Source organism: Intestinirhabdus alba, from assembly GCF_009711095.1.
Taxonomy (GTDB): Bacteria; Pseudomonadota; Gammaproteobacteria; order Enterobacterales; family Enterobacteriaceae; genus Intestinirhabdus; species Intestinirhabdus alba.
In genome coordinates this window covers 39,896-66,894 of the sequence record NZ_WMJZ01000011.1, presented here as the reverse complement: position 1 = coordinate 66,894, position 26,999 = coordinate 39,896, and the positions used below count along the sequence as shown (strand labels likewise).

Annotated in this window: 25 protein-coding genes and 1 pseudogene; 24 read left to right on the top strand and 2 right to left on the bottom strand. The window is 58.6% G+C overall.

Annotation, left to right across the window (positions count from 1 at the left end; all coding sequences use genetic code 11):
• Positions 1–22: 22 nt before the first annotated feature.
• Positions 23–982 (top strand): 23S rRNA pseudouridine(955/2504/2580) synthase RluC, encoded by a 960-nt coding sequence (gene rluC / locus GJV78_RS09835; RefSeq protein ID WP_155108175.1) that lies wholly within the window; start codon positions 23–25, stop codon positions 980–982.
• 45 nt (positions 983–1,027) lie between these two features.
• Here the strand turns inward: rluC and GJV78_RS09830 are convergent, their stop codons facing one another.
• On the bottom strand, positions 1,028–1,612 hold the full coding sequence (locus GJV78_RS09830; protein WP_155108174.1) for a Maf family protein: 585 nt from the start codon (positions 1,610–1,612) through the stop codon (positions 1,028–1,030).
• 198 nt (positions 1,613–1,810) lie between these two features.
• Between GJV78_RS09830 and yceD the strand changes: the two genes are divergently transcribed.
• The 14 genes from yceD to ptsG all read left to right on the top strand — a co-directional run bounded on the left by yceD (position 1,811) and on the right by ptsG (position 14,463).
• A complete protein-coding gene (gene yceD / locus GJV78_RS09825) occupies positions 1,811–2,332 on the top strand; it encodes a 23S rRNA accumulation protein YceD (protein WP_155108173.1) in 522 nt (173 codons plus the stop codon).
• A 16-nt stretch (positions 2,333–2,348) separates the two neighbouring features.
• Positions 2,349–2,522, top strand: a complete 174-nt coding sequence (gene rpmF, locus GJV78_RS09820; protein WP_000290727.1) for a 50S ribosomal protein L32 — start codon at positions 2,349–2,351, stop codon at positions 2,520–2,522.
• A gap of 132 nt (positions 2,523–2,654) precedes the next feature.
• Positions 2,655–3,734 carry a phosphate acyltransferase PlsX gene (plsX, locus tag GJV78_RS09815; RefSeq protein WP_155108172.1) on the top strand — a complete coding sequence of 360 codons (1,080 nt, stop codon included), beginning with the start codon at positions 2,655–2,657 and terminating at the stop codon, positions 3,732–3,734.
• Between the two features lie 73 nt (positions 3,735–3,807).
• Complete coding sequence (locus GJV78_RS09810; protein ID WP_155108171.1) at positions 3,808–4,761, top strand: beta-ketoacyl-ACP synthase III; 954 nt, start codon at positions 3,808–3,810, stop codon at positions 4,759–4,761.
• Positions 4,762–4,776: 15 nt separating this feature from the next.
• Positions 4,777–5,706, top strand: coding sequence for an ACP S-malonyltransferase (gene fabD / locus GJV78_RS09805; protein WP_155108170.1), 930 nt, complete (start codon positions 4,777–4,779; stop codon positions 5,704–5,706).
• 11 nt (positions 5,707–5,717) lie between these two features.
• Positions 5,718–6,452 carry a 3-oxoacyl-ACP reductase FabG gene (gene fabG, locus GJV78_RS09800; protein WP_155108169.1) on the top strand — a complete coding sequence of 245 codons (735 nt, stop codon included), beginning with the start codon at positions 5,718–5,720 and terminating at the stop codon, positions 6,450–6,452.
• 277 nt (positions 6,453–6,729) lie between these two features.
• Positions 6,730–6,966: an acyl carrier protein gene (gene acpP / locus GJV78_RS09795; RefSeq protein WP_000103754.1), complete on the top strand. Its 237-nt coding sequence runs from the start codon at positions 6,730–6,732 to the stop codon at positions 6,964–6,966.
• Between the two features lie 85 nt (positions 6,967–7,051).
• Entirely contained in the window at positions 7,052–8,293 is a 1,242-nt protein-coding gene (gene fabF / locus GJV78_RS09790) for a beta-ketoacyl-ACP synthase II (RefSeq protein ID WP_167519492.1), read from the top strand.
• A 169-nt stretch (positions 8,294–8,462) separates the two neighbouring features.
• Positions 8,463–9,278 carry an aminodeoxychorismate lyase gene (gene pabC, locus GJV78_RS09785; protein WP_155108168.1) on the top strand — a complete coding sequence of 272 codons (816 nt, stop codon included), beginning with the start codon at positions 8,463–8,465 and terminating at the stop codon, positions 9,276–9,278.
• Positions 9,275–10,297 (top strand): cell division protein YceG, encoded by a 1,023-nt coding sequence (gene yceG, locus GJV78_RS09780; RefSeq protein WP_155108167.1) that lies wholly within the window; start codon positions 9,275–9,277, stop codon positions 10,295–10,297. The genes pabC and yceG overlap by 4 nt, the downstream gene beginning before the upstream one ends.
• A complete protein-coding gene (gene tmk / locus GJV78_RS09775) occupies positions 10,287–10,928 on the top strand; it encodes a dTMP kinase (RefSeq protein WP_155108166.1) in 642 nt (213 codons plus the stop codon). The genes yceG and tmk overlap by 11 nt, the downstream gene beginning before the upstream one ends.
• Positions 10,925–11,929, top strand: coding sequence for a DNA polymerase III subunit delta' (holB, locus tag GJV78_RS09770; RefSeq protein WP_155108165.1), 1,005 nt, complete (start codon positions 10,925–10,927; stop codon positions 11,927–11,929). Before tmk ends, holB begins: the two co-directional genes overlap by 4 nt.
• A 10-nt stretch (positions 11,930–11,939) precedes the next feature.
• On the top strand, positions 11,940–12,737 hold the full coding sequence (locus GJV78_RS09765; protein ID WP_155108164.1) for a metal-dependent hydrolase: 798 nt from the start codon (positions 11,940–11,942) through the stop codon (positions 12,735–12,737).
• A gap of 292 nt (positions 12,738–13,029) precedes the next feature.
• Positions 13,030–14,463 carry a PTS glucose transporter subunit IIBC gene (gene ptsG / locus GJV78_RS09760; RefSeq protein ID WP_155108163.1) on the top strand — a complete coding sequence of 478 codons (1,434 nt, stop codon included), beginning with the start codon at positions 13,030–13,032 and terminating at the stop codon, positions 14,461–14,463.
• Between the two features lie 222 nt (positions 14,464–14,685).
• Here the strand turns inward: ptsG and fhuE are convergent.
• A pseudogene (fhuE, locus tag GJV78_RS09755) lies at positions 14,686–16,841 on the bottom strand (ferric-rhodotorulic acid/ferric-coprogen receptor FhuE).
• Between the two features lie 669 nt (positions 16,842–17,510).
• Between fhuE and hinT the strand changes: the two are divergent.
• The 9 genes from hinT to GJV78_RS09710 all read left to right on the top strand — a co-directional run bounded on the left by hinT (position 17,511) and on the right by GJV78_RS09710 (position 26,994).
• Complete coding sequence (hinT, locus tag GJV78_RS09750) at positions 17,511–17,870, top strand: purine nucleoside phosphoramidase (RefSeq protein WP_167519500.1); 360 nt, start codon at positions 17,511–17,513, stop codon at positions 17,868–17,870.
• Positions 17,871–17,872: 2 nt separating this feature from the next.
• Entirely contained in the window at positions 17,873–18,244 is a 372-nt protein-coding gene (locus GJV78_RS09745; protein WP_155108161.1) for a YcfL family protein, read from the top strand.
• Between the two features lie 13 nt (positions 18,245–18,257).
• On the top strand, positions 18,258–18,893 hold the full coding sequence (lpoB, locus tag GJV78_RS09740; protein WP_155108160.1) for a penicillin-binding protein activator LpoB: 636 nt from the start codon (positions 18,258–18,260) through the stop codon (positions 18,891–18,893).
• On the top strand, positions 18,874–19,695 hold the full coding sequence (gene thiK / locus GJV78_RS09735; RefSeq protein WP_167519499.1) for a thiamine kinase: 822 nt from the start codon (positions 18,874–18,876) through the stop codon (positions 19,693–19,695). The genes lpoB and thiK overlap by 20 nt, the downstream gene beginning before the upstream one ends.
• An 11-nt stretch (positions 19,696–19,706) precedes the next feature.
• Positions 19,707–20,747: a beta-N-acetylhexosaminidase gene (nagZ, locus tag GJV78_RS09730; protein WP_167519491.1), complete on the top strand. Its 1,041-nt coding sequence runs from the start codon at positions 19,707–19,709 to the stop codon at positions 20,745–20,747.
• Positions 20,748–20,865: 118 nt separating this feature from the next.
• A complete protein-coding gene (gene ycfP, locus GJV78_RS09725) occupies positions 20,866–21,408 on the top strand; it encodes an alpha/beta hydrolase YcfP (RefSeq protein ID WP_155108157.1) in 543 nt (180 codons plus the stop codon).
• A gap of 1,288 nt (positions 21,409–22,696) precedes the next feature.
• A complete protein-coding gene (gene pdxA / locus GJV78_RS09720) occupies positions 22,697–23,725 on the top strand; it encodes a 4-hydroxythreonine-4-phosphate dehydrogenase PdxA (protein ID WP_155108156.1) in 1,029 nt (342 codons plus the stop codon).
• Positions 23,726–23,861: 136 nt separating this feature from the next.
• Positions 23,862–25,580 (top strand): four-carbon acid sugar kinase family protein, encoded by a 1,719-nt coding sequence (locus GJV78_RS09715; RefSeq protein ID WP_155108155.1) that lies wholly within the window; start codon positions 23,862–23,864, stop codon positions 25,578–25,580.
• Positions 25,581–25,986: 406 nt separating this feature from the next.
• On the top strand, positions 25,987–26,994 hold the full coding sequence (locus GJV78_RS09710; protein WP_155108154.1) for a 2-keto-3-deoxygluconate permease: 1,008 nt from the start codon (positions 25,987–25,989) through the stop codon (positions 26,992–26,994).
• Positions 26,995–26,999: the final 5 nt, after the last annotated feature.

Genomic DNA, 26,999 nt, shown 5'->3' with positions numbered 1-26,999 from the left:
TGGCTAATTAGAATCGCCCCCCATGAAAACTGAGACGCCATCCGTAAAAATTGTTGCTATCAGCGCCGATGAGGCCGGGCAACGCATCGACAACTTTTTGCGCGCGCAGCTAAAGGGCGTGCCGAAGAGTATGATTTATCGCATTTTGCGCAAAGGTGAAGTGCGGGTGAACAAAAAGCGCATCAAGCCGGAGTACAAGCTTGAGGCCGGAGATGAAGTGCGTATCCCGCCGGTTCGGGTCGCAGAGCGCGAGGAGGCGGCCCTCTCCCCGCGTCTACAAAAGGTGGCGGCGCTGGCGGAGGTCATTCTGTATGAGGATGACGCGATTCTGGTGCTGAATAAACCTTCCGGCACCGCCGTACACGGCGGCAGCGGCCTGAGCTTCGGCGTTATCGAAGGGCTGCGGGCGCTGCGGCCGGAGGCACGTTTCCTTGAGCTGGTGCATCGTCTCGATCGCGATACCTCCGGCGTGCTGCTGGTCGCCAAAAAGCGCTCGGCGCTGCGTTCGCTGCATGAGCAGCTGCGCGGGAAGGGGATGCAGAAAGATTATCTGGCGCTGGTGCGCGGCCAGTGGCCGTCACACCTGAAGTCGGTGCAGGCACCGCTGCTGAAAAATATCCTGCAAAGCGGGGAGCGAATCGTGCGGGTCAGCCAGGAGGGGAAACCCTCGGAAACCCGCTTTAAGGTGGAGGAGCGCTATGCTTTCGCCACCCTGATGCGCTGCAGCCCGGTAACCGGACGCACCCATCAGATCCGCGTGCATACTCAACATGCCGGGCATCCGATCGCGTTCGATGACCGCTACGGCGACCGCGACTTTGACCTGCAGCTGGCGGGCATCGGGCCTGGTCGGCTGTTCCTGCACGCCGCGGCGCTGACGTTTATCCATCCGGGCAGCGGGGAAACGCTGCGTATCGAGGCACCTATGAGCGATGAGCTGAAGCGCTGTCTGCAGACGCTGCGCAACGCCGCGAAGAGGTGAATTTCCGGCGGGCCAGGGCGCTTTACCGCAGGCCCGCCGGGCGCGTTACGCCGTCAGCGGATTCCGCTCCTCCCGGCGCAGCATCTGGCTTAGTGCGATTAGCGGCAGGCCGACCAGCGTATTCGGGTCCCGCCCTTCCAGGCGTTCGAACAGCGCTATACCCAGCCCTTCGCTCTTGAAGCTGCCCGCGCAGTGCAGGGGGCGCTCCTTGCGCACGTAGTCGGCAATTTCCGCTTCGCTGAGATGACGGAAGTGGACGTCAAAGGGTTCGCATTCGGTCTGAAGATGGCCGGTAGCGCTGTTATAAAGCGCCAGTCCGGTATAAAACGTCACGCTGGTGCCGCTGGCTTTGGCCAGCTGCAGGCGGGCATTCTCCTCGGTCAGCGGTTTGCCGGTGATGATGCCGTCCAGCACGCAGACCTGATCGGAACCGATAATCAAGTGTGCCGGATAGCGCCCGGCCAGCGATTGCGCCTTCGCCTGCGCCAGCCGGGTAACCAGATGGCGGGGTGATTCACCCGGCATCGGCGTTTCATCAACGTCGGGGGCGGCGCATTCAAAGGGAATCGCCAGTTTTTCGAGCAGCGCGCGCCGCCAGGGGGATGTAGAAGCTAAAATGAGGCCAGGCATATTTTTCTCCCGGAGATATAGCGTATTGCCGAGTGGCATTTTAAACTTAGCGCCTGGTCATTCAGGTTCGCCGACGGGGCGTCTCCTGCGTGAAAACAGGGCTGCAGCCCGCAATGTGGGCGAATTATTGGAAAAAGGCAACCGCGTGCTGCCTTTTTCTTTGACTCTCTGACGTTACGAAGTTAATATGCGCGCCCTATGCAAAAGGTAAAATTACCCCTGACTCTCGATCCGGTTCGTACGGCTCAAAAACGCCTTGATTACCAGGGTATCTATACCCCCGATCAGGTTGAGCGCGTCGCCGAATCCGTGGTCAGCGTGGACAGTGATGTGGAGTGCTCCATGTCGTTCGCTATCGATAACCAGCGCCTTGCCGTTTTACGCGGTGATGCAAAGGTGACGGTATCGCTCGAATGCCAGCGCTGCGGGAAGCCGTTTACCCATCAGGTTCACACAACGTATTGCTTCAGTCCGGTCCGCTCTGACGAACAGGCTGAAGCACTGCCGGAAGCGTATGAGCCGATTGAGGTTAACGAATTCGGTGAAATCGATCTACTTGCAACGGTGGAAGATGAGATTATCCTCTCCTTGCCGGTAGTTCCGGTGCATGATTCTGAACACTGTGAAGTGTCCGAGGCGGACATGGTCTTTGGCGAACTGCCTGATGAAGCGCAAAAACCAAATCCATTTGCCGTATTAGCCAGCTTAAAGCGTAAGTAATTAAGGAGTAAGGTCCATGGCCGTACAACAGAATAAACCAACCCGTTCCAAACGTGGCATGCGTCGTTCCCATGACGCGCTGACCGCAGTCACCAGCCTGTCCGTAGACAAAACCTCTGGTGAGAAACACCTGCGTCACCACATCACTGCCGACGGTTACTACCGCGGCCGTAAGGTCATCGCTAAGTAATCGCGCTTACCCACTGAATTTCACTCCGTCGGTTACCGCCGGGGTGAAGGTCGGCGGGGCCTGCGTGATGAAGCTTAGTGAGGATACTCCCCGGGCGACCGGGGAAGCACCGAACCGGGCGGCGACGATACCTTGACACGTCTAACCCTGGCGTTAGATGTCATGGGGGGCGATTTTGGCCCCTCCGTGACGGTGCCTGCAGCACTGCAGGCGCTGAATGCCAATTCACAGCTCACACTTCTTTTAGTCGGGGACCCCGATACCATCACGCCATTACTTGCTAAAGCTGACTTTGCACAACGTTCGCGTCTGCAGGTTATCCCTGCGCAGTCAGTTATCGCCAGTAATGCCCGGCCTTCGCAGGCAATCCGCGCCAGCCGCGGTAGCTCCATGCGTGTGGCCCTGGAACTGGTAAAGGAAGGGCGAGCGCAGGCCTGCGTCAGCGCCGGAAATACCGGTGCGCTGATGGGACTGGCAAAATTACTGCTCAAACCCCTTGCGGGGATTGAGCGCCCCGCGCTGGTGACGCTGCTGCCGCACCAGCTGAAGGGCAAAACGGTAGTCCTCGACTTAGGGGCTAACGTCGGCTGCGACAGCGCGATGCTGGTGCAGTTCGCCATTATGGGCTCCGTTCTGGCGGAGGAGGTGGTGGGTATCATCCGCCCCCGCGTGGCGCTGCTCAACATCGGCGAAGAAGAGACCAAGGGGCTGGACAGCATCCGGGACGCTTCCCAACAGCTGAAGGCTATCCCCTCCATCAACTACATCGGCTATCTCGAAGCCAATGAGCTGTTGACGGGAAAAACGGACGTGCTGGTCTGCGACGGTTTTACCGGCAACGTGACGTTAAAGACGATGGAAGGGGTGGTTCGCCTGTTCCTGTCGCTGCTGAAGTCGCAGGGAGAAGAGGGGAAAAGCGCCTGGTGGCTGCGGCTATTAAAGCGTTGGTTACAAAAAAAACTGACCAGGCGATTCGGGCACCTCAACCCCGACCAGTATAATGGCGCTTGTCTGTTAGGATTGCGCGGCACGGTGATAAAAAGTCACGGTGCGGCGAATCAGCGGGCGTTTACCGTTGCGATTGAACAGGCGGTGCAGGCGGTGCAGCGACAGGTTCCTCAGCGAATTGCCGCTCGCCTGAAATCTGTATACCCGGCTGGCTTCGAACCGCTGGATGCCGACAGCGGTGAAGAGGCGCGCCCGCAGGGCTAAGCGCGCCGTTTAACGCCCGTCGGCACCTGCGTTTGCAGGTCGTGGGACATCATCGAAAAGTGACTGAGCGTATATGTATACGAAGATTATTGGTACCGGCAGCTATCTGCCCGAACAGGTGCGGACTAACGCCGATCTGGAAAAAATGGTCGAGACCTCTGACGAGTGGATTGTGACTCGCACAGGTATTCGTGAACGCCATATTGCCGCGCCCAATGAGTCAGTCGCGACCATGGGTTTTGCGGCGGCAAGCCGCGCGCTGGAGATGTCCGGCATTGATAAAAATGAGATCGGACTGATTGTCGTGGCGACCACCTCGGCAACGCACGCTTTTCCAAGCGCCGCCTGTGAAATCCAGAGCATGCTGGGCGTGAAGGGCTGCCCGGCGTTTGACGTTGCCGCCGCGTGCGCCGGTTTTACCTATGCGCTGAGCGTGGCCGATCAGTATGTTAAATCCGGCGCGGTAAAGTATGCGCTGGTGATCGGCTCCGACGTGCTGGCGCGCACCTGCGATCCGAGCGATCGCGGGACGATCATTATCTTCGGCGACGGTGCCGGCGCGGTTGTGCTGGGTGCCTCTGAAGAGCCGGGGATTATCTCCACCCATCTGCACGCGGACGGCAGCTACGGCGAACTCCTGACGCTGCCTAACGCCGATCGCGTGAATCCGGAAAACCCCATCCATCTGACGATGGCGGGCAACGAAGTCTTTAAAGTCGCTGTGACGGAGCTGGCCCATATCGTCGACGAGACGCTGGCGGCGAATAACCTCGATCGCGCTGAGCTGGACTGGCTGGTTCCGCATCAGGCCAACCTGCGCATCATCAGCGCGACGGCGAAAAAGCTGGGGATGTCGATGGACAGCGTGGTTGTGACGCTGGACCGGCACGGCAATACCTCTGCGGCCTCCGTTCCCTGCGCGCTGGACGAAGCCGTGCGCGACGGGCGCATTAAAGCAGGCCAGCTGGTGCTGCTTGAGGCCTTCGGCGGCGGATTCACCTGGGGCTCCGCGCTGGTTCGTTTTTAGTATAAGGATTTAAACATGACGCAATTTGCATTTGTGTTCCCAGGCCAGGGATCGCAAGCCGTCGGGATGCTGGCCGATATGGCCGCTGAGTATCCGATCATAGAAGAGACTTTTGCCGAAGCCTCCGCCGCGCTGGGCTATGACCTGTGGGCGCTGACTCAGCAGGGGCCGGCGGCAGAACTGAACAAAACCTGGCAAACCCAGCCCGCGCTGTTAGCCGCCTCCGTGGCGCTGTATCGCGCCTGGCAGCAGCAGGGGGGCAAAACGCCAGCGCTGATGGCGGGCCACAGCCTCGGTGAATACTCTGCGCTGGTCTGCGCCGGAGTTATCGGCTTTGCCGATGCGGTGCGCCTGGTCGAGCTGCGCGGTAAATTTATGCAGGAGGCGGTGCCGGAAGGCACCGGGGCGATGGCGGCGATCATCGGACTCGACGATGCGGCTATCGCGCAGGCCTGCGCCGCGGCGGCGGAAGGCCAAGTCGTCTCTCCGGTCAACTTTAACTCCCCCGGACAGGTGGTGATTGCCGGGCATAAAGAGGCCGTCGAGCGCGCGGGGAGCGCCTGCAAGGCCGCCGGCGCGAAGCGTGCGCTGCCGCTGCCGGTGAGCGTGCCGTCCCACTGTGCGCTGATGAAGCCCGCCGCAGAGAAGCTGGCGGTGGAATTAGCCAGCATTACCTTCAGCGCGCCGACCGTGCCGGTGGTAAATAACGTTGATGTAACGTGTGAAACTACAGCTGAAGCGATCCGCGATGCGCTGGTGCGCCAGCTCTACAGCCCGGTACAGTGGACGAAGAGCGTAGAGTTTATCGCCGCGCAGGGCGTGACGCACCTGTATGAAGTCGGCCCGGGTAAAGTTCTCTGCGGCCTGACGAAGCGTATTGTTGACACCCTGACCGCCTCGGCGCTTAACGAACCGGCGGCGATGTCAGCGGCACTTTCGCAATAAAGAGGAACTCCATGACTTTTGAAGGAAAAATTGCGCTGGTCACCGGTGCCAGCCGCGGTATTGGCCGCGCTATTGCTGAGACGCTTGCCGCGCGCGGCGCAACGGTTATCGGCACGGCAACCAGCGAAAATGGCGCACAGCAGATTAGCGATTATTTAGGTGCCAGAGGGAAAGGTCTGAAGCTGAATGTGACCGAACCTGCATCTATTGAATCGGTTCTGGAAAATATTCGCGCAGAGTTTGGTGAAGTCGATATCCTGGTCAATAATGCCGGCATCACTCGTGATAATTTGCTGATGCGAATGAAGGATGACGAGTGGAACGATATTCTCGACACCAATCTGTCATCAGTTTTCCGTCTGTCAAAAGCGGTAATGCGCGCTATGATGAAGAAGCGTCATGGACGTATTATCACTGTTGGTTCTGTGGTTGGTACCATGGGAAATGCGGGTCAGGCTAACTACGCTGCGGCGAAAGCGGGTCTGATCGGCTTCAGTAAATCACTGGCGCGCGAAGTTGCGTCCCGCGGAATTACTGTAAACGTTGTTGCTCCGGGCTTTATTGAAACGGACATGACGCGCGCGCTGACGGATGAGCAGCGTGCGGGTACGCTGGCGGCAGTGCCTGCGGGGCGCTTAGGCTCTCCGAATGAAATCGCCAGCGCGGTGGCATTCTTAGCCTCTGACGAAGCGAGTTACATCACTGGTGAAACTCTGCACGTCAATGGCGGAATGTACATGGTTTAATCACGTTATGCGCTGAAGTCGTCGGATCGCGTTACGCGGCGGCCCAGGCAGGCCACCTGAATACCGTCAAAGGTAGCTCCGGGGGCGTGCTGACGAAGCCGATGCCGCGGTATTTGTCGAACAAAGCGTATAAAAGTATTTGCGTTATTAGGGCGTATAGCCGCAAAATACCGTAAAATCGTGGTAAGACCTGCCGGGATTTAGTTGCAAATTTTTCAACATTTTATACACTACGAAAACCATCGCGAAAGCGAGTTTTGATAGGAAATTTAAGAGTATGAGCACTATCGAAGAACGCGTTAAGAAAATTATCGGCGAACAGCTGGGCGTTAAACAGGAAGAAGTGACCAACAATGCTTCTTTCGTTGAAGACCTGGGCGCGGATTCTCTTGACACCGTTGAGCTGGTAATGGCTCTGGAAGAAGAGTTTGATACTGAGATTCCGGACGAAGAAGCTGAGAAAATCACCACCGTTCAGGCTGCCATTGATTACATCAACGGCCACCAGGCGTAAGTGAACATCTCCAGGCGGTCGCTCGACCGCCTGAGTTTTATTCTTTTGTCCCACTAGAATTATTTTCCCTCCCTGGAGGACAAACGTGTCTAAGCGTCGTGTAGTTGTGACCGGACTGGGCATGTTGTCTCCTGTCGGCAATACCGTAGAGTCTACCTGGAAAGCTCTTCTTGCCGGTCAGAGTGGCATCAGCCCGATCGACCATTTCGATACTAGCGCCTATGCAACGAAATTTGCTGGCTTAGTAAAGGATTTTAACTGTGATGACATCATCTCGCGCAAAGAGCAGCGCAAGATGGATGCCTTCATTCAATATGGAATTGTCGCAGGCTGGCAGGCCATGCAGGATTCTGGCCTTGAAGTTACGGAAGAGAACGCAACCCGTATTGGTGCCGCTATCGGCTCCGGTATTGGCGGTCTCGGCCTGATCGAAGAGAACCACAGTTCCCTGATGAAAGGCGGGCCGCGTAAGATCAGTCCGTTCTTCGTTCCGTCAACGATTGTTAACATGGTGGCGGGTCACCTTACCATCATGTACGGCCTGCGTGGGCCAAGCATCTCCATCGCCACCGCCTGTACTACCGGCGTGCATAACATCGGCCAGGCGGCGCGTATCATCGCCTGGGGAGATGCAGACGTCATGGTCGCGGGCGGCGCTGAGAAGGGCAGTACTCCCCTCGGCGTGGGCGGCTTCGGCGCGGCGCGGGCGCTTTCTACACGTAATGATAACCCGCAGGCGGCCAGCCGTCCGTGGGACAAAGAGCGTGATGGCTTTGTGCTGGGCGACGGCGCGGGCATGGTGGTGTTGGAAGAGTACGAACATGCGAAAGCGCGCGGCGCGAAAATCTACGCTGAGCTGGTGGGCTTCGGGATGAGCAGCGATGCTTATCACATGACCTCACCGCCGGAAAGCGGCGCAGGGGCGGCGCTGGCAATGGCTAACGCGCTGCGCGACGGGGCGGTTGAGCCGGGCCAGATCGGCTACGTCAACGCCCACGGCACCTCCACGCCGGCTGGCGACAAGGCGGAAGCGCAGGCGGTGAAGTCGGTCTTCGGTGACGCAGCAGGCCGCGTAATGGTCAGCTCCACCAAGTCCATGACCGGCCACCTGCTGGGCGCGGCGGGGGCAATCGAGTCCATTTTCTCCATCCTGGCGCTGCGCGACCAGGCCATCCCGCCAACCATCAACCTGGATAATCCGGATGAAGGTTGCGATCTGGACTTCGTGCCTCACGAGGCGCGCCAGGTCAACGGTATGGAGTATGTCCTGTGCAACTCCTTCGGCTTTGGCGGAACCAACGGTTCTCTGATCTTCAAAAAGATCTGATCCTGCCGGGTCCGGGGCTGCCCGATCGCGGCGTTAACGTTTGTGGTTGCGCCAGCCGTCGATAGTAATCCGAAAGGTCCGTTTATCGGACCTTTTTTATTTCAGCCTGCTTCTCTTGTCCTGCATAATTCGTCCTGCCACACTAACGGGCCATCGTTAAGGAGTCGCCATGTATCTGATAAATGGTCGCCAACAGGCGTTCCTTGCCGCTGACGACCGGGCCGTACAGTTCGGCGATGGGTGTTTCACCACCGCGCGGATCGTTGACGGTAACATCTGCCTTTTTGCCGCCCATCTGGCGCGTCTGCAGGAGGGTTGCAGCAGGCTGGCGATCCCATTTGATCGCTGGGACGAGCTGCGGCAGGAGATGTCGAGCCTTGCGGCGGGGCAGGCGCATGGGGTGCTGAAGGTTATCCTCAGCCGCGGCAGCGGCGGCCGGGGCTACGCTACGGGAGGCTGCGGCGCGCCAGGCCGCGTGCTCTCGGTTACCGCCAGGCCTGACCATTACGCGCGCTGGCGTGAGCAGGGGGTCGCGCTGGCGCTCAGCCCGGTCCGGCTGGGACGTAACCCGCTGCTGGCGGGCATTAAGCATCTTAATCGCCTGGAGCAGGTGTTGATCCGTCGCCATCTCGAGCAGACGGGGGCGGATGAGGCGCTGGTCCTTGACAGTGAGGGATGGGTTACGGAATGCTGTGCGGCGAATTTGTTCTGGCGTAAGGGGAACAGGGTCTGGACGCCGCGGCTGGATCAGGCCGGGGTGAACGGCGTGATGCGCCAGTTCTGTCTGCGCAGGCTGGAACAGTCTCCCTTTCAGGTGATGGAAACCCAGGCTCGTGAGGCGGACTTTGCCCGGGCGGATGAAGCCATTGTCTGCAATGCGCTGATGCCGGTGATCCCCGTCAGAGCCTATGGAGAGAGACGGTTTTCATCGCGAGCGCTGTTTAATTTTTTAGCCCCACTTTGCGAGCATCCGAATTCGTTATGAAAAAAGTTTTAGGTGTTGTCCTTTTACTGCTGGTGATCCTGGGTATCGCCGCGGGTCTGGGAATAGGGAAAGTTCGTCAGCTGGCGGACAGCAGGCTATTGATTGATGATGAAATGATTTTTACCCTCAGGCCGGGCACCGGCCGGCTGGCGCTGGGGGAGAGGCTGTATGCAGACAAAATTATCAACCGCCCGCGGGTATTTCAGTGGCTGCTACGCATTGAGCCGGATCTGGCGCATTTTAAGGCCGGCACCTACCGGCTGACGCCGGGAATGACCGTTCGCCAGATGCTGCAGCTGCTTAAAAGCGGAAAAGAGGCGCAGTTTCCGCTACGGCTGGTGGAAGGGATGCGCCTGAGTGATTACCTCAGGCAGCTGCGGGCGGCACCGTACGTTAAACACACCCTGAGCGACGACGACTACGCGACCGTGGCCCGGGCGCTGAAGCTGGAGGAGTCCGGGCGGCTGGAGGGTTGGTTCTGGCCTGACACCTGGATGTATACCGCCGGAACAACCGACGTGGCGCTGCTTAAGCGCGCCCACCAGAAGATGGTTAAGGTTGTCGACAGCGTCTGGGCGACCCGGGCGCAGGGGCTGCCCTATAAGGATCGGGAGCAGCTGGTGACCATGGCGTCCATTATTGAAAAAGAGACGGCGGTTGCCAGCGAGCGCGACAGGGTGGCCTCGGTGTTTGTGAACCGCCTGCGGATCGGGATGCGTCTGCAGACCGATCCAACGGTGATTTACGGCATGGGGGAGCGCTATAATGGCAACCTGACCCGCACCGATCTGGAGAGGCCGACCGCCTATAACACCTATACCATTTCCGGCCTGCCGCCCGGACCGATCGCCATGCCGGGGGAGGCCTCGCTGAAGGCGGCGGCCCATCCGGCGAAAACGCCGTATCTCTATTTTGTGGCCGACGGCAAAGGCGGCCACACGTTCAATACCAACCTCGCTGGCCATAACCGGTCCGTGCGGGACTACCTGAAGGTGCTTAGAAATAAAAATGCACAGTAATTATATCGTCATCGAGGGGCTGGAGGGTGCCGGAAAAACCACCGCGCGCGAGGTGGTGGTCGACACCCTTAAAGCGCTGGGCGTCCGCGATCTCATCTTTACCCGCGAGCCGGGCGGTACGCAGCTTGCGGAAAAGCTGAGAAGCCTGGTGCTGGATATTAAATCCGCGGGCGACGAAGTGATTGTCGATAAAGCCGAAGTGCTGATGTTTTATGCCGCCCGCGTACAGCTGGTGGAAACGGTTATCAAACCCGCGCTGGCGAGCGGTGCCTGGGTTATCGGCGATCGTCACGATCTCTCCACCCAGGCCTACCAGGGCGGCGGGCGCGGCGTCGATCGGCAGATGCTGGCGACGCTGCGCGACGCGGTGCTCGGCGACTTCCGGCCGGATCTGACGCTCTACCTTGATGTGACGCCGGAGGTGGGGCTGAAGCGCGCCCGCGCCCGCGGCGAGCTGGATCGCATTGAGCAGGAGTCTTTTACGTTTTTCAATCGCACCCGGGCGCGCTACCTGGAGCTGGCCGCGCAGAGTGATGATATTCTTACCATTGACGCCACGCGGCCGCTGGAAGAGGTGAAAACGGCGATTCGTGCTGCCGTCACGACGTGGGTGAAGGAGCAGAACCCATGAAATGGTATCCGTGGCTGCGCCCGGACTTCGAAACCCTGGTGGCGGGCTATCAGGCGGGAAGGGGCCACCATGCGCTACTAATTCAGGCGCTGCCCGGCATGGGCGACGATGCGCTAATTTACGCCCTGAGCCGCTGGCTGCTGTGCCAGCGGCCGGAGGGCCATAAAAGCTGCGGCCGCTGCCGTGGCTGCCAGCTGATGCAGGCGGGCACCCATCCCGATTACTATTCACTGGCACCGGAAAAGGGCAAAAGCGCGCTGGGCATTGACGCGGTGCGTGAAGTCAGCGAAAAGCTATACGAACATTCCCGCCTTGGCGGAGGAAAGGTCGTATGGATCGCCGATGCGGCGCTGCTGACGGACGCCGCTGGCAATGCGCTGTTGAAGACCCTTGAGGAGCCGCCCGCTGAAACCTGGTTCTTCCTCGCCAGCAGAGAGCCAGCCCGTCTGTTGACCACCCTGCGCAGCCGCTGTCGGCTGCACCACCTGGCACCGCCGCCTGAGCAGTATGCCGTGGGCTGGCTTGCGCGAGAAGTGACAGCGTCACAGGCGTCGCTGCTGACGGCGCTGCGTCTGAGCGCAGGCTCGCCGGGAGCTGCGCTGATGCTGCTGCAGTCCGACGGCTGGAGCCAGCGCGAAACCCTGCGCCAGGCGCTGGCGGAGTGCCTGCAGAGCGGAGAGTGGTATACGCTTCTGCCGGCCCTGAACCATGAGCAGGCACCCGCCAGGCTACACTGGCTGGCGACGCTGCTGCTGGATGCGCTCAAGCATCAGCAGGGCGTGTCGCACTCTATTAACGTTGACGCCGTGCCGCTGATTACCACCCTTGCCGACCTGATATCCGCAGCGCGCCTGCAGGCGATACTCAGCGATCTGTGCCGCTGCCGTGAGCAGCTCCTCAACGTCGCCGGCGTCAACCGGGAGCTGCTGTTAACCGATCTTCTTCTCCGTACAGAGCACTATCTGCGACCGGGGGTCGCGCTGCCTGTTTCCCATCTTTGAGAGAGACATTATGTTGTTAGTCGACTCGCACTGCCATCTTGATGGCCTTGATTATCACTCCCTGCATAAGGATGTGGACGACGTGCTGGCGAAAGCCGCCGCCCGCGACGTGAACTTTTTTCTGGCGGTGGCGACCACCCTGCCGGGCTACCGCAGTATGCGTGAGCGGGTTGGCGAACGTCATAACGTCGTTTTCTCCTGCGGCGTACATCCGCTAAACCAGGATGAAGAGTATGACGTGGAGGCGCTGCGCCGCCTGGCCGCGGAGGAGGGCGTCGTGGCGCTGGGTGAGACCGGGCTGGACTATTTCTATACCCCGGAAACCAAAGCGCGACAGCAGGCGTCGTTCATCAACCATATCCGCATCGGCCGCGAGCTGAACAAGCCGGTGATTATCCATACCCGCGACGCGCGGGCGGATACCCTGGCCATCCTGGGCGAAGAAAACGTGACGGATTGTGGCGGCGTACTACACTGTTTTACAGAGGATAAAGAAACGGCGGGTAAGCTATTGGATCTGGGTTTATATATCTCATTTTCCGGGATTGTGACCTTCCGTAACGCCGGGCAGCTGCGCGAGGCCGCGCGCTATGTACCGCTGGATCGTCTGCTGGTGGAGACCGATTCGCCGTATCTCGCCCCGGTACCGCATCGCGGGAAAGAGAACCAGCCGGCGATGGTTCGTGACGTTGCGGAGTTTCTGGCTGAGCTGAAAGGCGTTGCCGTTGCGGAGCTGGCGCAGATCACCACTGAAAACTTCGCCCGTCTGTTCCACATCGACGCCTCCCGCCTGTGCTCTGCTCGCTGAGCTATTTTTTTTAAGCTCGTAATTAATCATTAAAGATAATACTATTCACCGCCTGAAATTGGGCGGTGAATGAGCGTTTAGAAACAACAAGAAACGTTTTTTGTCACATTGTGCAACTTTACCGGTCGTCAGGACTTGAAACGTGATAGTCATCAAACAAAATCAGCATTAATTATTTTAGTCTGCGTAATAAATAAAGGGCGCTTAGATGCTCTGTACACGGCGAAGTCTCTCCCCCTTCGCCCGGGCGTGAAAACGTAAAAAGCACCAATACTCAGGAGCACTCTCAATTATGTTTAAGAATGCATTTGCTAACCTGCAAAAGGTCGGTAAATCACTGATGCTGCCGGTCTCCGTACTGCCTATCGCAGGTATCCTGCTGGGCGTCGGTTCCGCAAACTTCAGCTGGCTGCCAGCCGTTGTGTCCCATGTGATGGCGGAGGCAGGCGGTTCTGTTTTTGCTAACATGCCGCTGATTTTTGCCATCGGTGTCGCCCTGGGCTTTACCAATAACGACGGCGTTTCCGCTCTGGCCGCCGTGGTTGCATACGGCATCATGGTGAAAACGATGGCCGTGGTTGCGCCGCTGGTGCTGCATCTTCCTGCGGCAGATATCGCTGATAAACACCTGGCGGATACCGGGGTGCTCGGCGGGATCATCTCCGGCGCGATTGCGGCGTATATGTTTAACCGCTTCTACCGAATTAAGCTGCCTGAGTATCTTGGTTTCTTTGCGGGCAAACGCTTTGTGCCGATTATCTCCGGCCTGGCGGCGATCTTTACCGGGGTCGTTCTGTCCTTCATCTGGCCGCCGATCGGCAGTTTAATTCAGTCCTTCTCCCAGTGGGCCGCCTACCAGAACCCGGTCGTGGCGTTCGGTATTTATGGCTTCATTGAACGCTGCCTGGTGCCGTTCGGTCTGCACCATATCTGGAACGTTCCCTTCCAGATGCAGATTGGTGAATACACCAACGCGGCGGGTCAGGTCTTCCACGGCGATATTCCTCGCTATATGGCGGGTGACCCGGAGGCGGGCAAACTCTCCGGCGGCTTCTTGTTTAAAATGTACGGCCTGCCCGCGGCGGCTATCGCCATCTGGCACTCCGCGAAGCCGGAGAACCGGGCCAAGGTTGGCGGGATCATGATCTCCGCGGCGCTGACCTCGTTCCTGACCGGTATTACGGAGCCGATCGAATTCTCCTTTATGTTCGTGGCACCGATTCTGTACGTGATCCACGCGATTCTGGCCGGTCTGGCGTTTCCGATCTGTATTCTGTTGGGGATGCGTGACGGAACCTCCTTCTCGCACGGTCTGATCGACTTTGTCGTTCTCTCCGGCAACAGCAGTAAACTGTGGCTGTTCCCGGTGGTTGGTATCGGCTATGCGATCGTTTACTACGTGGTCTTCCGCGTGCTGATTAAAATGCTGAATCTGAAAACCCCGGGCCGGGAAGAGGCCATTGAGGGGGCGAAGGCGGGCGTCACCAGCGAAATGGCTCCGGCTCTGGTAGCGGCCTTCGGCGGGAAAGAGAACATTACCAACCTGGATGCCTGCATTACCCGTCTGCGGGTCAGCGTGGCCGACGTCGGCAAAGTCGACCAGGCCAGCCTGAAGCAGCTGGGCGCTGCAGGGGTTGTGGTTGCGGGTTCCGGCGTCCAGGCTATTTTTGGCACTAAGTCCGATAACCTGAAAACGGAAATGGATGAGTATATCCGTAACAGCTAAGGCTCCGGCCAGGGGAGAACTGAGGCAGCCGGACGGCTGCCTCAGGTTGATGACAAAGAGGGAAAAAACGTGGTTTTTCCCTCTTTGTGGTTAGCAGCCGAAAATCAATATATTGATTTTCCTTATTTATTTTTGTGGTGATTATGGCCGGACGAGTTCGGCCTGGGTTTTGTCATCAGTCTCAGGCAGCCGGACGGCTGCCTTTTTTATGGCCGCGAGAAATCAGAAGCGATAGCTTGCCGTCACGCTGACGTTGCGCGGTTCGCCATAGACAATGGAACCTTCGATATTCGTGTCGTAGGTTTTATTGAACAGGTTGTTGATATTACCCTGCACGGCGAAGTTTTCCGTTACCTGGTAGCGGGTGAACAGATCCACCAGCGCATAGCTGCCCTGTTCTGCCCGGAAGGTGCCAAACGGGGTGACGGTATCCTTATAAACCCGGTTTTGCCAGTTAACGCCGCCCCCGACGGTTAGCTGCGGCACGGCCGGCAGACGGTAGCGGGTGAACAGCTTCACGCTGGTGCGCGGCAGGTTCGGATTCACCGCGTTGCCCCGAAGGTTAGCTGCCAGTTGTCGGTGATAGCGCCGTTGGCTTCAAACTCAACCCCTTTGCTGACCGTGCCGTCCACGGCCTTATAGGCGATTTCGCCGCTGCTGCCGGGGATCGGCACGCCGGTGGACTGGGCCAGATTATCCTGCTCGATGCGGAACACGGAGAAGGTGGTAGTCAGGCGGCTGTTCATCCAGTCTGATTTCAGGCCCACCTCGTAGTTGTTGCCGGTGACGGGCGCAAGGTACTTGTTGGCGCTGTCGCGCTCGTTCTGAGGATTGAAGATGGAGGTGTAGCTGGCGTAGGCGGACCAGCTGTCGTTAATGTCATAAACCAGCCCCGCGTAAGGCGTGGTGTGGTTTTTCTCCATGCGCCAGGTCAGCGTGTCAATACGCCAGTTGGTGTAGCGGGCACCGACGATCAGGTGCAGCGGATCGGCCAGTGAAATGCGCGTGGCGGCGTACAGCGACTTGATGTGGGTGGTATCATCTTCGGCCAGCGCCTGCGGGAGCCAGTCGGTTTCCGGGAAATTGCCGTTGAAGCCGGAGAAGCTGCCGATCTCATCCGGGAAAACGTTCGCCCAGGAGCTGAAATAGCGGTTATTTTGTCTGCTGTAGCCGCCGCCCAGCATCAGATTATGCTGGCGTCCAAACAGCTCGTAGCTGCCGTCGGCGAAGAGATCCAGCGAGTCCATTTTGCGTTTGCCGCTGTTCCAGCCGGTGCCGCCCACGTAGTCAAAGCCAGGGCCGTAGTTGCCGTACGGACCGACCAGCATACCGTTCTCTTTATTCACATAGGCGTCAACGTACATCGTTTTGCCGTCGATTTTCGCTTCGCTATGGGTGGCGTTCAGGGTTGCCTGCCAGCTGTCGGCAAAGCGCTGGTTCAGGGTGATAAAGACCTTGTTGCTCTCTTTATCGTTGTACGCCCAGTCCGGGGCGGTGCTGCGCGCGCGATCGTAGCGGTTGCTGCTGCCGTCGGTATTCCAGCGCGGCAGGCCGCCCCATGTAGGGCTGTCGGTATTGATATGCTGATATTCATAACCGGCGGAAAGCCGGGTGGTCGCCCCCAGATCGGCATCAATAATGCCGGAGAAAAAGGTCTTTTCGCTACGGTAGCGGTCGAGCCAGGCGTCATTATTCTGGTATCCGCCCACGACGCGGCCGCGCACGCTGCCGTCCGCCGTCAGCGGGCTCTGGAGATCCATGACGTAGCGCTGCTTGTTCCAGCTGCCGTATTCCGCAGACACATCGCCTTTAAACTCGCGGCTGGTGGCGTGTTTACGGACCATATTAATGGCGGCGGAGGGGTTGCCCGTCCCAATCATCAGGCCGTTGGCCCCGCGCACTACCTCCACGCGCTCAAACAGCGCGGTATCTGACTGGGCGTCGCCCATGTTCCAGCGGGCGTCGAACCAGGTAGGAATACCGTCAACCATATAGTTATCAATTTCGAAGCCGCGTGAAAAATAGCTGCTGCGATCGGAGTCGGCCTGGCTGCGGCTGATCCCTAAGGTGTTATCCATCACCTCGCCCAGGCTTTGTAACTGCTGATCCTCCATGCGCTGCTGGCTGACGAGGCTGACCGACTGTGGAATATCGCGCTGGGCCATCTCCATTTTTGTCCCGATGGCGGTGGTCTTTACGCTGTAATCCTGTTCTTCACCGGTTGTCTGGTCAGCGGCGACAGAACCGTCCACGATGACGGTATCTTCAGCGGCGAGGCTAACGGAAGGGGCCAGCGCCATAGCGATGCAGGCGGCCAATAGCGAGGGCGTAGCGCCAGGCTGGCGCTGGAGACAGCGAATATGAGTGGTGAAAGACATCGGAAAACCCTTGAGTAATATTGTTATGAGGTTAACGCCTGCGGCAGGCGATAAACTTTTTTCGATTTCTAACGTTTGCTAAGTGCAGAAATGAAAACGCGAAATATACGCATTTGTATTCACCAAGTAAATGTATGTCGGCAGAAAGATGAAAGGCCGTTTCACTTATCCCATAAGCGGCGTGAGTATAAAGGTCCGAAAGCCGCCATTGCGGTAGGTTTTCGCTTAATAAATCGTGGCTTAAGGTTGAAAGAGCGTGAGTAACTCGCTCATACTCTATACCCGTCATACTTCAGGCTGCATATGCGTTGGCTGCGGGTTACTCGTCTCGTCCATGAGACTCGCCCTGACGGGCCGCCGCTGCGCGGCGTTCAAATCTGCTCCCGACAGATTTGTCACTCACCCCGGTCACAATGTTTGCTATGCTCCCGGGGATGAATGAGGGACATCCCTGTCTCTCACCGCAGGCGACCTGCGGACGGGCAAATTCGTTCCTGACGAATTTGTCGCTCGCTTGCCGCGTGATTCGGCCTGAAGGCCTCACCCCTTCGGGGCCAGTCGGGGGCTGTTCAAAACGCGCTGCGTTTTGTCCTGCAACTCGAATTATTTAGGGTATATACTCAACCTGTGGCTCAGCGTAGCATGGTCATTTTCACAAAGGACAAGGTCGTGGCAGAAGAGACTATATTCAGCAAAATTATTCGTCGTGAAATTCCCTCGGATATCGTTTACCAGGATGAACTGGTCACCGCGTTTCGCGATATTGCCCCTCAGGCACCCACGCATATCTTGATCGTCCCCAATATTTTGATCCCCACCGTCAACGACGTCACCGCCGGGCACGAACAGGCGCTGGGTCGGATGATCGTTGTGGCGGCCAAAATTGCCGAACAGGAAGGTATTGCCCAGGACGGTTACCGCTTGATTGTCAATACTAATCGTCACGGCGGCCAGGAGGTGTATCACATCCATATGCACCTGCTGGGCGGACGCGCGCTTGGCCCCATGCTTGCGCAAAAAGGGCTGTAGCGATGAGACGAGGATGTCTGGCGCTGTCGCTGACGCTGCTGCTCGTGGGCTGTGGCTCGACGCCTGAAATTGCGGTCAGCGATGAGCAGACGCTGGTCATGGAGTCAACCCTGCTGGCCGCCGGCATCACGGCGCAAAAGCCGTCGCTGTCGACCTCCGGTATAAGCGCCTCTGCATCCTCAACCCTCTATAACGAGAGGCAAGAACCCGTTACCGTCCATTATCGTTTTTACTGGTATGACGCCAGAGGGCTGGAGATGCATCCTCTGGAAGCGCCGCGCAGCGTGACGATCCCGGCGCGTTCGGCGGTCACGCTGTACGGCAGCGCCAGCTCTCTGGGGGCGCGCAAGGTCAGACTTTATCTTTACTTGTAAGGGGTGAAATTTGATGACAAAAACAGGTCGCTACGCTCTGATTGCCGCGCTGGCGATATTCCTCACCGGCTGTGAGTTGCGCAATGAGCCAGCGCCGGTCGAAGAGGTGGAAATAACGCCGCCGCCGCCGCCCCAGCAGCAGGTGCCGGTAGTGCCGACGGTCCCGCCGATGCCGGGACAGCCGGACGCGATTGAGCATGAAGATCAAACCGCGCAGCCCGCGCCGCGCGTACGCCATTATGACTGGAACGGCGCGATGCAGCCGATGGTAGGCAAGATGCTACAGGCCGACGGCGTTACCGCAGGCAGCGTGCTGCTGGTGGACGGCGTCAATAACCGCACCAATGGCTCCCTGAATGCGGGCGAGGCGACCGAAACCCTGCGCAACGCGCTGGCCAACAACGGCAAGTTTACCCTGGTCTCCTCGCAGCAGCTGTCAATGGCCAAGCAGCAGCTGGGGCTGTCGCCCCAGGACAGCCTGGGCACCCGTAGCAAAGCGATTGGCATTGCCCGCAACGTCGGCGCGAACTATGTGCTCTACTCCAGCGCATCCGGCAACGTCAATGCGCCATCGCTGCAGATGCAGCTTATGCTGGTGCAAACCGGTGAAATTATCTGGTCAGGTAAAGGTGCGGTCCAGCAGCAATAAATCTCTGACGCGCGACGAGGTGCTGTCGCGCTATTTTCCGCATTATCATCCCGTCGGGTCGGCTGAAACCGGGTTAAGCGGCGGCGGCATTATCCTCGAAAGCGGTGCCCGGCGCGTCGTTTTGCGTCAGCACCACGATCCCTGCGCGCCGGCGTCGCGTCTGTTGCGCCACTACCGGGCGCTTTCGCGTCTTCCGGAAAGCCTTGCGCCCGCGCCCTGTTTCTACGCCGGGGGCTGGATGGCGGTGGCCTGGCTGCCGGGCGAGGTGAAAGCCGACATGCCGGAAGCCGACGCGCTGGCCGGTTTACTGTATCATCTGCACCGGCAGCCGCGCTTCGGCTGGCGCATTACGCTGCTGCCGCTGCTGGAGCAATACTGGCAGGGTGGCGATCCGGCGCGGCGAACGCCGTTCTGGCTGCGACAGCTAAAGCGTCTGCGGCGGGCGGGGGAGCCAAATCCCCTGCGGCTGGCACCGTTGCATATGGACGTCCATCCCGGCAATCTGGTGCATACGCCAGCGGGGCTGCGGCTTATCGACTGGGAGTATGCTGGAGACGGCGATATCGCGCTGGAGCTGGCGTCGACCTGGGGTGACGAGGCGCAGCTTCAGAGGCTGGTGGAGGCCTATGCCCGGCGCGCCCGCCTGCGGCCCGCGCTGCTCTGGCGGCAGGTCCGGCGCTGGCGTCCCTGGGTCGCAATGCTGCAGGCAGGGTGGTTTGAGTATCGCTGGCGGCAGACCGGCGAACAACAGTTTATCAGGCTGGCCAATGAAACCTGGCGTCAGCTGTTAGCAGAAGGTTAGAGGAGATCGGTGTGGGTCCAGTTATGTTGGATGTTGAAGGGTTTGAACTGGATGCGGAGGAGCGTGAAATCCTGGCCCATCCGCAGGTCGGAGGGCTGATCCTTTTTACACGTAATTATTACGATCCGGCGCAGCTGCGCGAGCTGGTGCGTCAGATCCGCGAGGCGTCGCGCCATCGCCTGGTGGTGGCGGTCGATCAGGAGGGCGGCCGGGTGCAGCGCTTCCGCGAAGGTTTCACCCGCCTGCCCGCCGCCCAGGCGTATGCCGCGCTGCTTGGGCTGGAAGAGGGCGGAACGCTGGCCAGGGAGGCCGGATGGCTGATGGCCAGCGAAATGATTGCCATGGACATTGATATCAGCTTTGCGCCGGTGCTGGACGTCGGGCACATCAGCGCCGCCATCGGCGAGCGCGCATATCATGCCGACCCGCAGAAGGCGCTGGCGATGGCGCGCTGCTTTATTGACGGCATGCGCGCGGCGGGCATGAAAACCACCGGCAAGCACTTCCCCGGACACGGCGCGGTGGCCGCCGATTCCCATAAAGAGACTCCCACCGACCCGCGCTCCGAGGCGGAAATTCGCGCTAAGGATATGTCGGTATTCCGTTCTCTGATTAGCGAGGGCAGGCTGGATGCGATTATGCCAGCACACGTGATTTACCGTGACGCCGATCCGCGCCCGGCGAGCGGATCGCCCTACTGGCTGCAGACGGTGCTACGTCAGGAGCTGGGCTATGACGGGGTGATTTTTTCTGACGATCTGTCGATGGAAGGGGCGGCGGTGATGGGCAGCTATGCGCAGCGCGCGCAGGCGTCGCTGGAGGCCGGTTGCGATATGATCCTTGTCTGTAATAATCGTCAGGGGGCGGTGAGCGTGCTGGACAATCTGCCGCCGACCGGGGCGGAGCGCGTGGCCCGCCTGCATCATACCGGCTCGTTTTCACGCCGTGAGCTGATGGACTCTGCGCGCTGGAAAACGGCCAGCGTCCGGCTTAGTCAGCTGCACGATCGCTGGCAGGAAGAGAAAGCCGCTTATCAGGCCCGTACAGCGTGAAGATCGCCGCGGTCGTATGATTGTCTGGCTCCGGAAGTGCGGCGGGCGGCCCGGCCCTGCGAAGTCAAAGAGCCAGGCTGAAACTCCCTCCGGGAGACGTTGAGTGTGAGGATGCGAAATGATTATCTATCTGCACGGTTTTGACTCGAACAGTTCGGGAAACCATGAAAAGGTGTTGCAGCTGCAGTTTATCGATCCGGACGTCAGGCTAATCGGCTACAGTACGCGGCATCCTAAACACGATATGCAGCATTTGCTGAAGGAAGTGGACAAGATGCTCCAGTTGAACGTCGACGACAGGCCGCTAATCTGCGGCGTCGGCCTCGGAGGCTATTGGGCGGAGCGGATCGGCTTTCTGTGCGATATTCGTCAGGTGGTGTTTAACCCGAACCTGTTCCCCCAGGAGAACATGGAGGGCAAAATCGACCGCCCCGAAGAGTATGCGGATATCGCCACCAAGTGCGTCGCCAACTTTCGCGAGAAAAACCGCGACCGCTGCCTGGTGATTCTCTCTCGCCGTGATGAAGCGCTGGACAGCCAGCGCACGTTCGGGGCGCTGCGCCCGTATTATGAAATCGTCTGGGATGAAGATCAGACGCATAAGTTCAGCACTATTTCGCCCCATCTGCAGCGTATCCGGGCGTTTAAAACGCTGGGCTAGTCGGCGCGTTAACCTGACCACAGGGCCAGCCTGCGGGCTGGTTTTTTTGCCGCAGTGAAATATCCGCCGCCTTTATCCTGCGGCTATTTTAAAAAAATGCGCCGGTGCGCTTTTTTAATTTTCTGCGGGCGACGGGCGCGCTTGTCTATACCCTAAATAATTCGAGTTGCAGGACAAAAAGCAGCGCGTTTTGAACAGCCGTAGCGCTGGCCCCGAAGGGGTGAGGCCTCAGGCCGAATCACGCGGCAAGTGAACGACAAATTCGTCAGGAACGAATTTGCCCGACCGCAGGTCGCCTGCGGTGAGGGACAGGGATGTCCCTCATTCATCCCCGGAAGCATAGCGAACACGGTGACCGGGGTGAGTGACAAATCTGTCGGGAGCAGATTTGAACGCCGCGCAGCGGCGGCCCGTCAGGGCGAGTCTCTTGGATGAGACGAGTAACCCGTAGCCAACACACATCCAGCCTGAAGTATGACGGGTATATATCGTTCAACCGCTAATTTCCCCGTTGCAAATCACTTTGCGCCAGATATTTCTCCAGCGCCCGCTTTTTAATTCGAGGGGGCTGTATTTTCTCCTGTGGGGAAACGTCCTCTTTTTATCGCGGCAGTTAAGTTTATTCTCAGGTTCCTGCACGACGGTATGTTGCCGCAGCTGGCACGGTCCGGCCTGCAGGAGATTCTGCCTGAAGCTTCACGCCTTCCGGGCGCGCTTCGTGGCTTTTCACAGCGCCCCGCGTTTCATTATGTATTGCGAATTGTTCAGGGAATAACAGGACCCGGCGGCATCGCTATTTTTATGTAGTGAGGCAGTTAAAGTCCGTCTGCAGGATAACAATTACCAGGCCTTTTCTGAATATATGTTCAGTGAATGAATATATGTTAGATCACGTTTTTGCCATCAAAAAATGACCTTAGCTTTTTTATGTGATTGCAATCACTTATCAATCAATATTCATCGGTTAGCCTCTTGCGCATATGATGTTCTATTGAACATATGATCATATGCCGTGTATAGCCTAAATAATTCGGGTTGCATGTGAAGGGGTGAGGCCGCGGGCCGAATCACGCGGCAAGTGAGCGACAAATTCAGCAGGAACGAATTTGCCCGATCGCAGATCGCCTTCGGTGAGGGACAAGGATGCCCCTCATTTATCCCCGGGAGCAGACTTGAACGCCGCGCAGCGGCGGCCCGTCAGGGCGAGTCTCATGGATGACGAGTAACCAGAAGCCAACACACCTGCGGCTTGAAGTATGACGGGTATAATCCACTAAGAGGCCAGACAATGACTGTAGATAAAAAACCTGTAATTGCCGTGACGATTGGCGATCCCGCCGGCGTTGGTCCGGAAATTAGCGTCGCGACGCTAATGGAAAAGGCGGTGTATGAGGAGTGCCGCCCCTTTCTTATTGGCTCCGTGCCGATCGTTGAGCGGGCGATGAAAATACAGAACTGCCACTTTCCGATCCATCGTATTAGCCACCCGCAGCAGGCGAAATTTACCTGGGGCACGCTCGATGTGATGGAAACCGGTGAGTATGACTGCGACAGCATCGAGTGGGGCAAGGTGCAGAAGCTGGCGGGCAGAATGTCGCTCGACTATGTGCTGAAATCCATTGAGCTGGGCAAGGCGGGGCTGACTGACGTGGTTGCGACCGCGCCCATTCATAAAGAGGCCATCAAGCTGGCGGGCTGTAAGCTGCCGGGACATACCGAAATTTATCAGGTGGAAACCGGTGCCGACTACGGCCTGACCATGTTCCACGTTCACAACCTGCGCGTCTTTTTCGTCAGCCGCCATATGGCCCTGAAAGAGGCCTGCGATTACGCCACCCGGGAGCGCGTGCTGGAGTGCGTGCGCCAGATCCATCATGAATTTAGCGCACTGAATATTGAAAACCCGCGCATTGCCGTTGCGGCACTGAACCCGCACGGCTCCGATAACGGCCTGTTTGGCCATGAAGAGGCGGATAACCTGATTCCGGCAGTGCGGGACGCACAGGCGCTGGGCATCAACGCCATTGGTCCCGTACCGGCGGATTCCGTCTTTCACCTGGGCAAACAGGGCAACTACGACGCCATTTTGTCCCTGTATCACGATCAGGGGCATATCGCCTGTAAAACCCTGGATTTTGAACGCTCGATCACCATCACCTTCGGCCTGCCGTTTATGCGCAGCTCGGTGGATCACGGCACGGCGTTTGATATTGCCGGAACGGGTAAGGCGAGCACCATCGGCATGCTGGAATCGACGCTGGTCTCGGCGCGCTACTGGAAAATGAAACAGCAACAGGGCGTTTTATACCCTAAATAATTCGGGTTGCAGGACAAAACGCAGCGCGCTTTGAACAGACCCAGGGCTGGCCCCGAAGGGGTGAGGCCCTGGATCGAATAAAGCTAACGCACAGGCAACCTGAAGTATGACGGGTATATCTGCTGAGGGATCGACAATGGAAAAATATCTGTTAATTGCGAAAGGAAGTAAAGGCTGGGGCGGGCCGCTAAAGGTCGCTCTCGGCCAGCCGAAGAAAATCGCTTATATCACCGGGGGCATTCGCCCTGCGGTGGTGGATCGCCTGAGTGAACTGACCGGCTGGGCGTCGGTGGACGTTTTTAAGTCCGGCGAACCGGCGGAAAGCGAAATCGGGATCATGGTCATTGACTGCGGCGGAACGCTGCGCTGCGGGCTGTATCCGAAACGCGGCATCCCCACCGTTAACCTGCACCCAACCGGCAAAAGCGGCCCGCTGGCGGAGTTCATCCGGGAGGATCTCTACGTTTCCGGGGTGACGCCCGCCTGTATTGAAATGGTCTGGCCCGCCGGGGAAGGGGGGAAGCTTGGCATCGTGGCGGACGACCTTACCGGGGCGACCACCGTAGGGGTTTTGCTGGCGCGAAGCGGCCTGAAAACGGCGGCATTTTTTGATAGCGACTCGTTTGCGCGCAACGCCGTGGACTATCCGGCGATGGTGATAAGCAGCGACAGCCGGCCGCTGCCGAAAGCGGAGGCCCAGCTGCGGGTAAGCGCCGCGGTGCGGCAGCTGAAGGCGCGCGGGGCACACTGGTTTACCAAGCGCATCGACACCACTCTGCGCGGCGGAATTGGCTACGAAATCGACGCCATGCTGGATCTGCTGCCCGAAGCGACGGTGGCGGTGGTGGTGCCGGCGATGCCGCAGTCCCGGCGTATTCTGGTTGGCGGCTACTCGGTGATTGATTCGGTGGCGCTCTCCTGCACCGACGTGGCCCGCGACGTACGCACGCCGGTTACCGACTCCTGGGTGCCGGGGCTGCTGGCGAACCAAACCCGGCATCAGGTCGGCCACATTACGCTCTCAAAGGTTATTCAGGGCGATGCGGCGATCCTGGAGCAGCTGCGGGCGCGCCAGCAGGAAGGGGCGCGGCTGATCGTCGTTGATGCCATTACGCTCGACGATGTGGACGCCATCGCCCGGGCGGTGGTGGCGCTGAACTGGAACGTGCTGGCGGTGGATCCGGGGCCGTTTACCGAGCGGCTGGCCCTGCGCCGCGGCCTGATGCATGCGGAAATCCGCGCCGAGCCGCAGGCGCAGCCCGAGAGCGCCCGGCGGGGGGCGGTGGTTATCGTCGCCGGAAGCGCAACGCCGGTAACGAAAAAACAGCTTCGCCATGTGATCGAGCATAACGAGCGGGTATGCCACATTCCGGTGGATGCCGAGCTGCTGGTCGACCGCGCTAACGCGGCGGAGATCGAGATCGGCCGCGTTGTTCGTCAGGCGCAGAAGTGTGCGACCGACCATAAAAACGCGCTGTTTGTCTTTGAGTCGGCGCTGACCGGCAGGCTGCTGGATCTTCAGGAGGAGGAGCGGCGGTTTAATCTCGCGCCAGGCCAGGCGGCGGAAAATATCAATAAGGGGCTGGGCCGTATCGTTAAAGAGATGCTGAACGGCGGGCCAGAGGCGATTAAAGGCCTGTACATGACCGGCGGCGATACGATGGTAAACGTACTAAAGGAGCTGGGCGCGACGGGAATTGAAATGATTGACTACGTTATTCCGCAAACGGATCTGGTGCGTATTATTGGTGGCGAATATGCCGGGCTGATCTGCGTAGGAAAGGGAGGGTTAACCGGCCCGGAAGAGATTATCAGCACCATCGTTGAATCTATTTATAAAGAATCACAGCACTAACAGTCTGGCCATTAGGGCTATTTGGCTTGTTATTTTCAACCTGGGTTTTGAACGCCCTTCAGGGCGGCCCGGAGGATGAGCTTCGCGAATCATCCACACGAACTGCGGATACGCTCCGGTATTAGCGCGCTGTCCGCCATAATTCAGGCGGTATGTACGCAGGCGCTCTGAGACGTGCCCAGGCGGGGGAAGCGTTAGCCCGGCGACGGGAAATAAATGAGGAATATCCCAGGCTCTCACCCGAATTAGCCTGCGGCAGGGCAAACTCGTGGTTGATACATTTGCCGTTCGTCCGCCGCCGTTATGCAGGCGAATTACCGGTGGAGAATATACGATGCGACGCGAACAACGTTCGGGCAGTGCGTCGTAAATAACTTACCTGTGTACTCTGGATGCGAGTTATTTTATGAAAATTAATCTATTCGAGAAAATGAATAAAGTGCCCGGCGGGCTGATTATTATTCCGCTTCTGGTGGCTATTCTGCTTAATACCTTTGCCCCTCAGGTTCTGGCGATCGGCGGGCCGACCACCGCGCTCTTTAAGGTCGGCTCCAGCGCCATGATGGGAATATTTCTGCTGATATGCGGAACATCAATCAATATTCGTCAGGCGGGGCTGCCCTTATATAAGGGGGCGGTGCTGCTGGCGCTAAAATGTATTGCCGGGGCGCTGGCGGTATGGATCGTGGGCACCACGTTTGGCCCGGCGGGTTTTCTCGGCATTTCCACGCTGGCTTTTGTCGCCTGTCTGACCAGCTCCAACAGCTCGCTCTATATCGCTTTATGCAGCAACTACGGCGACGCCAGCGATGCCGGGGCGATCTCGGTGTTCTGCATAAAGGACGGTCCCTTCGTCACCATGATGGTGCTCGGGGTGAGCGGTCTGGCGAATATTCCCTTTGCGGCGCTGCTGTCGATGCTGATCCCGCTGCTGATCGGAATGCTGTGGGGCAATCTTGATGAGCGCTTCAAGCAGCTCTGCACGGCCTCCCAGCCGCTTATTATTATCATTATGTCGTTTGCCATCGGGGCAAACTCCAGCATTAACACGGTGTTCAGCGCCGGGCTGTCCGGCATTCTGCTGGGCATCATTTCGGCGCTGACCGGCATTCTCTTTTTCTTTCTCTATAACCTGTTTCTGAAGAGGAAAACGGCGCTGGGCGCAGCGTTGGGAACCACTGCCGCCAGCTCCGCGCTGACGCCGGCGATGGTGGCGCAGGCGGATCCCTCGCTAATGGTGTATGTCGACGCCGCGACGGCACAGCTCGCCACCGCCAGCATCATTACCATGTTGACCGCGCCGGTCCTGGTGGCCTGGTTTGATAAACGGCTAAAGGCGCGGATGCCGGAACCGGTAAACATAGCCGCGCAGGAGAAGCCGCTGCCGCTCGCCTCTGCGCCCGATAAAGAGTAGAGAAT

Bases quoted from the DNA above. Each gene is read 5' to 3' on its own strand.
- rluC (WP_155108175.1), top strand. From the start codon at position 23: ATGAAAACTGAGACGCCATCCGTAAAAATTGTTGCTATCAGCGCCGAT.
- GJV78_RS09830 (WP_155108174.1), bottom strand. From the start codon at position 1,612: ATGCCTGGCCTCATTTTAGCTTCTACATCCCCCTGGCGGCGCGCGCTG.
- yceD (WP_155108173.1), top strand. From the start codon at position 1,811: ATGCAAAAGGTAAAATTACCCCTGACTCTCGATCCGGTTCGTACGGCT.
- rpmF (WP_000290727.1), top strand. From the start codon at position 2,349: ATGGCCGTACAACAGAATAAACCAACCCGTTCCAAACGTGGCATGCGT.
- GJV78_RS09810 (WP_155108171.1), top strand. From the start codon at position 3,808: ATGTATACGAAGATTATTGGTACCGGCAGCTATCTGCCCGAACAGGTG.
- fabD (WP_155108170.1), top strand. From the start codon at position 4,777: ATGACGCAATTTGCATTTGTGTTCCCAGGCCAGGGATCGCAAGCCGTC.
- fabG (WP_155108169.1), top strand. From the start codon at position 5,718: ATGACTTTTGAAGGAAAAATTGCGCTGGTCACCGGTGCCAGCCGCGGT.
- acpP (WP_000103754.1), top strand. From the start codon at position 6,730: ATGAGCACTATCGAAGAACGCGTTAAGAAAATTATCGGCGAACAGCTG.
- pabC (WP_155108168.1), top strand. From the start codon at position 8,463: ATGTATCTGATAAATGGTCGCCAACAGGCGTTCCTTGCCGCTGACGAC.
- yceG (WP_155108167.1), top strand. From the start codon at position 9,275: ATGAAAAAAGTTTTAGGTGTTGTCCTTTTACTGCTGGTGATCCTGGGT.
- tmk (WP_155108166.1), top strand. From the start codon at position 10,287: ATGCACAGTAATTATATCGTCATCGAGGGGCTGGAGGGTGCCGGAAAA.
- holB (WP_155108165.1), top strand. From the start codon at position 10,925: ATGAAATGGTATCCGTGGCTGCGCCCGGACTTCGAAACCCTGGTGGCG.
- GJV78_RS09765 (WP_155108164.1), top strand. From the start codon at position 11,940: ATGTTGTTAGTCGACTCGCACTGCCATCTTGATGGCCTTGATTATCAC.
- ptsG (WP_155108163.1), top strand. From the start codon at position 13,030: ATGTTTAAGAATGCATTTGCTAACCTGCAAAAGGTCGGTAAATCACTG.
- GJV78_RS09745 (WP_155108161.1), top strand. From the start codon at position 17,873: ATGAGACGAGGATGTCTGGCGCTGTCGCTGACGCTGCTGCTCGTGGGC.
- lpoB (WP_155108160.1), top strand. From the start codon at position 18,258: ATGACAAAAACAGGTCGCTACGCTCTGATTGCCGCGCTGGCGATATTC.
- ycfP (WP_155108157.1), top strand. From the start codon at position 20,866: ATGATTATCTATCTGCACGGTTTTGACTCGAACAGTTCGGGAAACCAT.
- pdxA (WP_155108156.1), top strand. From the start codon at position 22,697: ATGACTGTAGATAAAAAACCTGTAATTGCCGTGACGATTGGCGATCCC.
- GJV78_RS09715 (WP_155108155.1), top strand. From the start codon at position 23,862: ATGGAAAAATATCTGTTAATTGCGAAAGGAAGTAAAGGCTGGGGCGGG.
- GJV78_RS09710 (WP_155108154.1), top strand. From the start codon at position 25,987: ATGAAAATTAATCTATTCGAGAAAATGAATAAAGTGCCCGGCGGGCTG.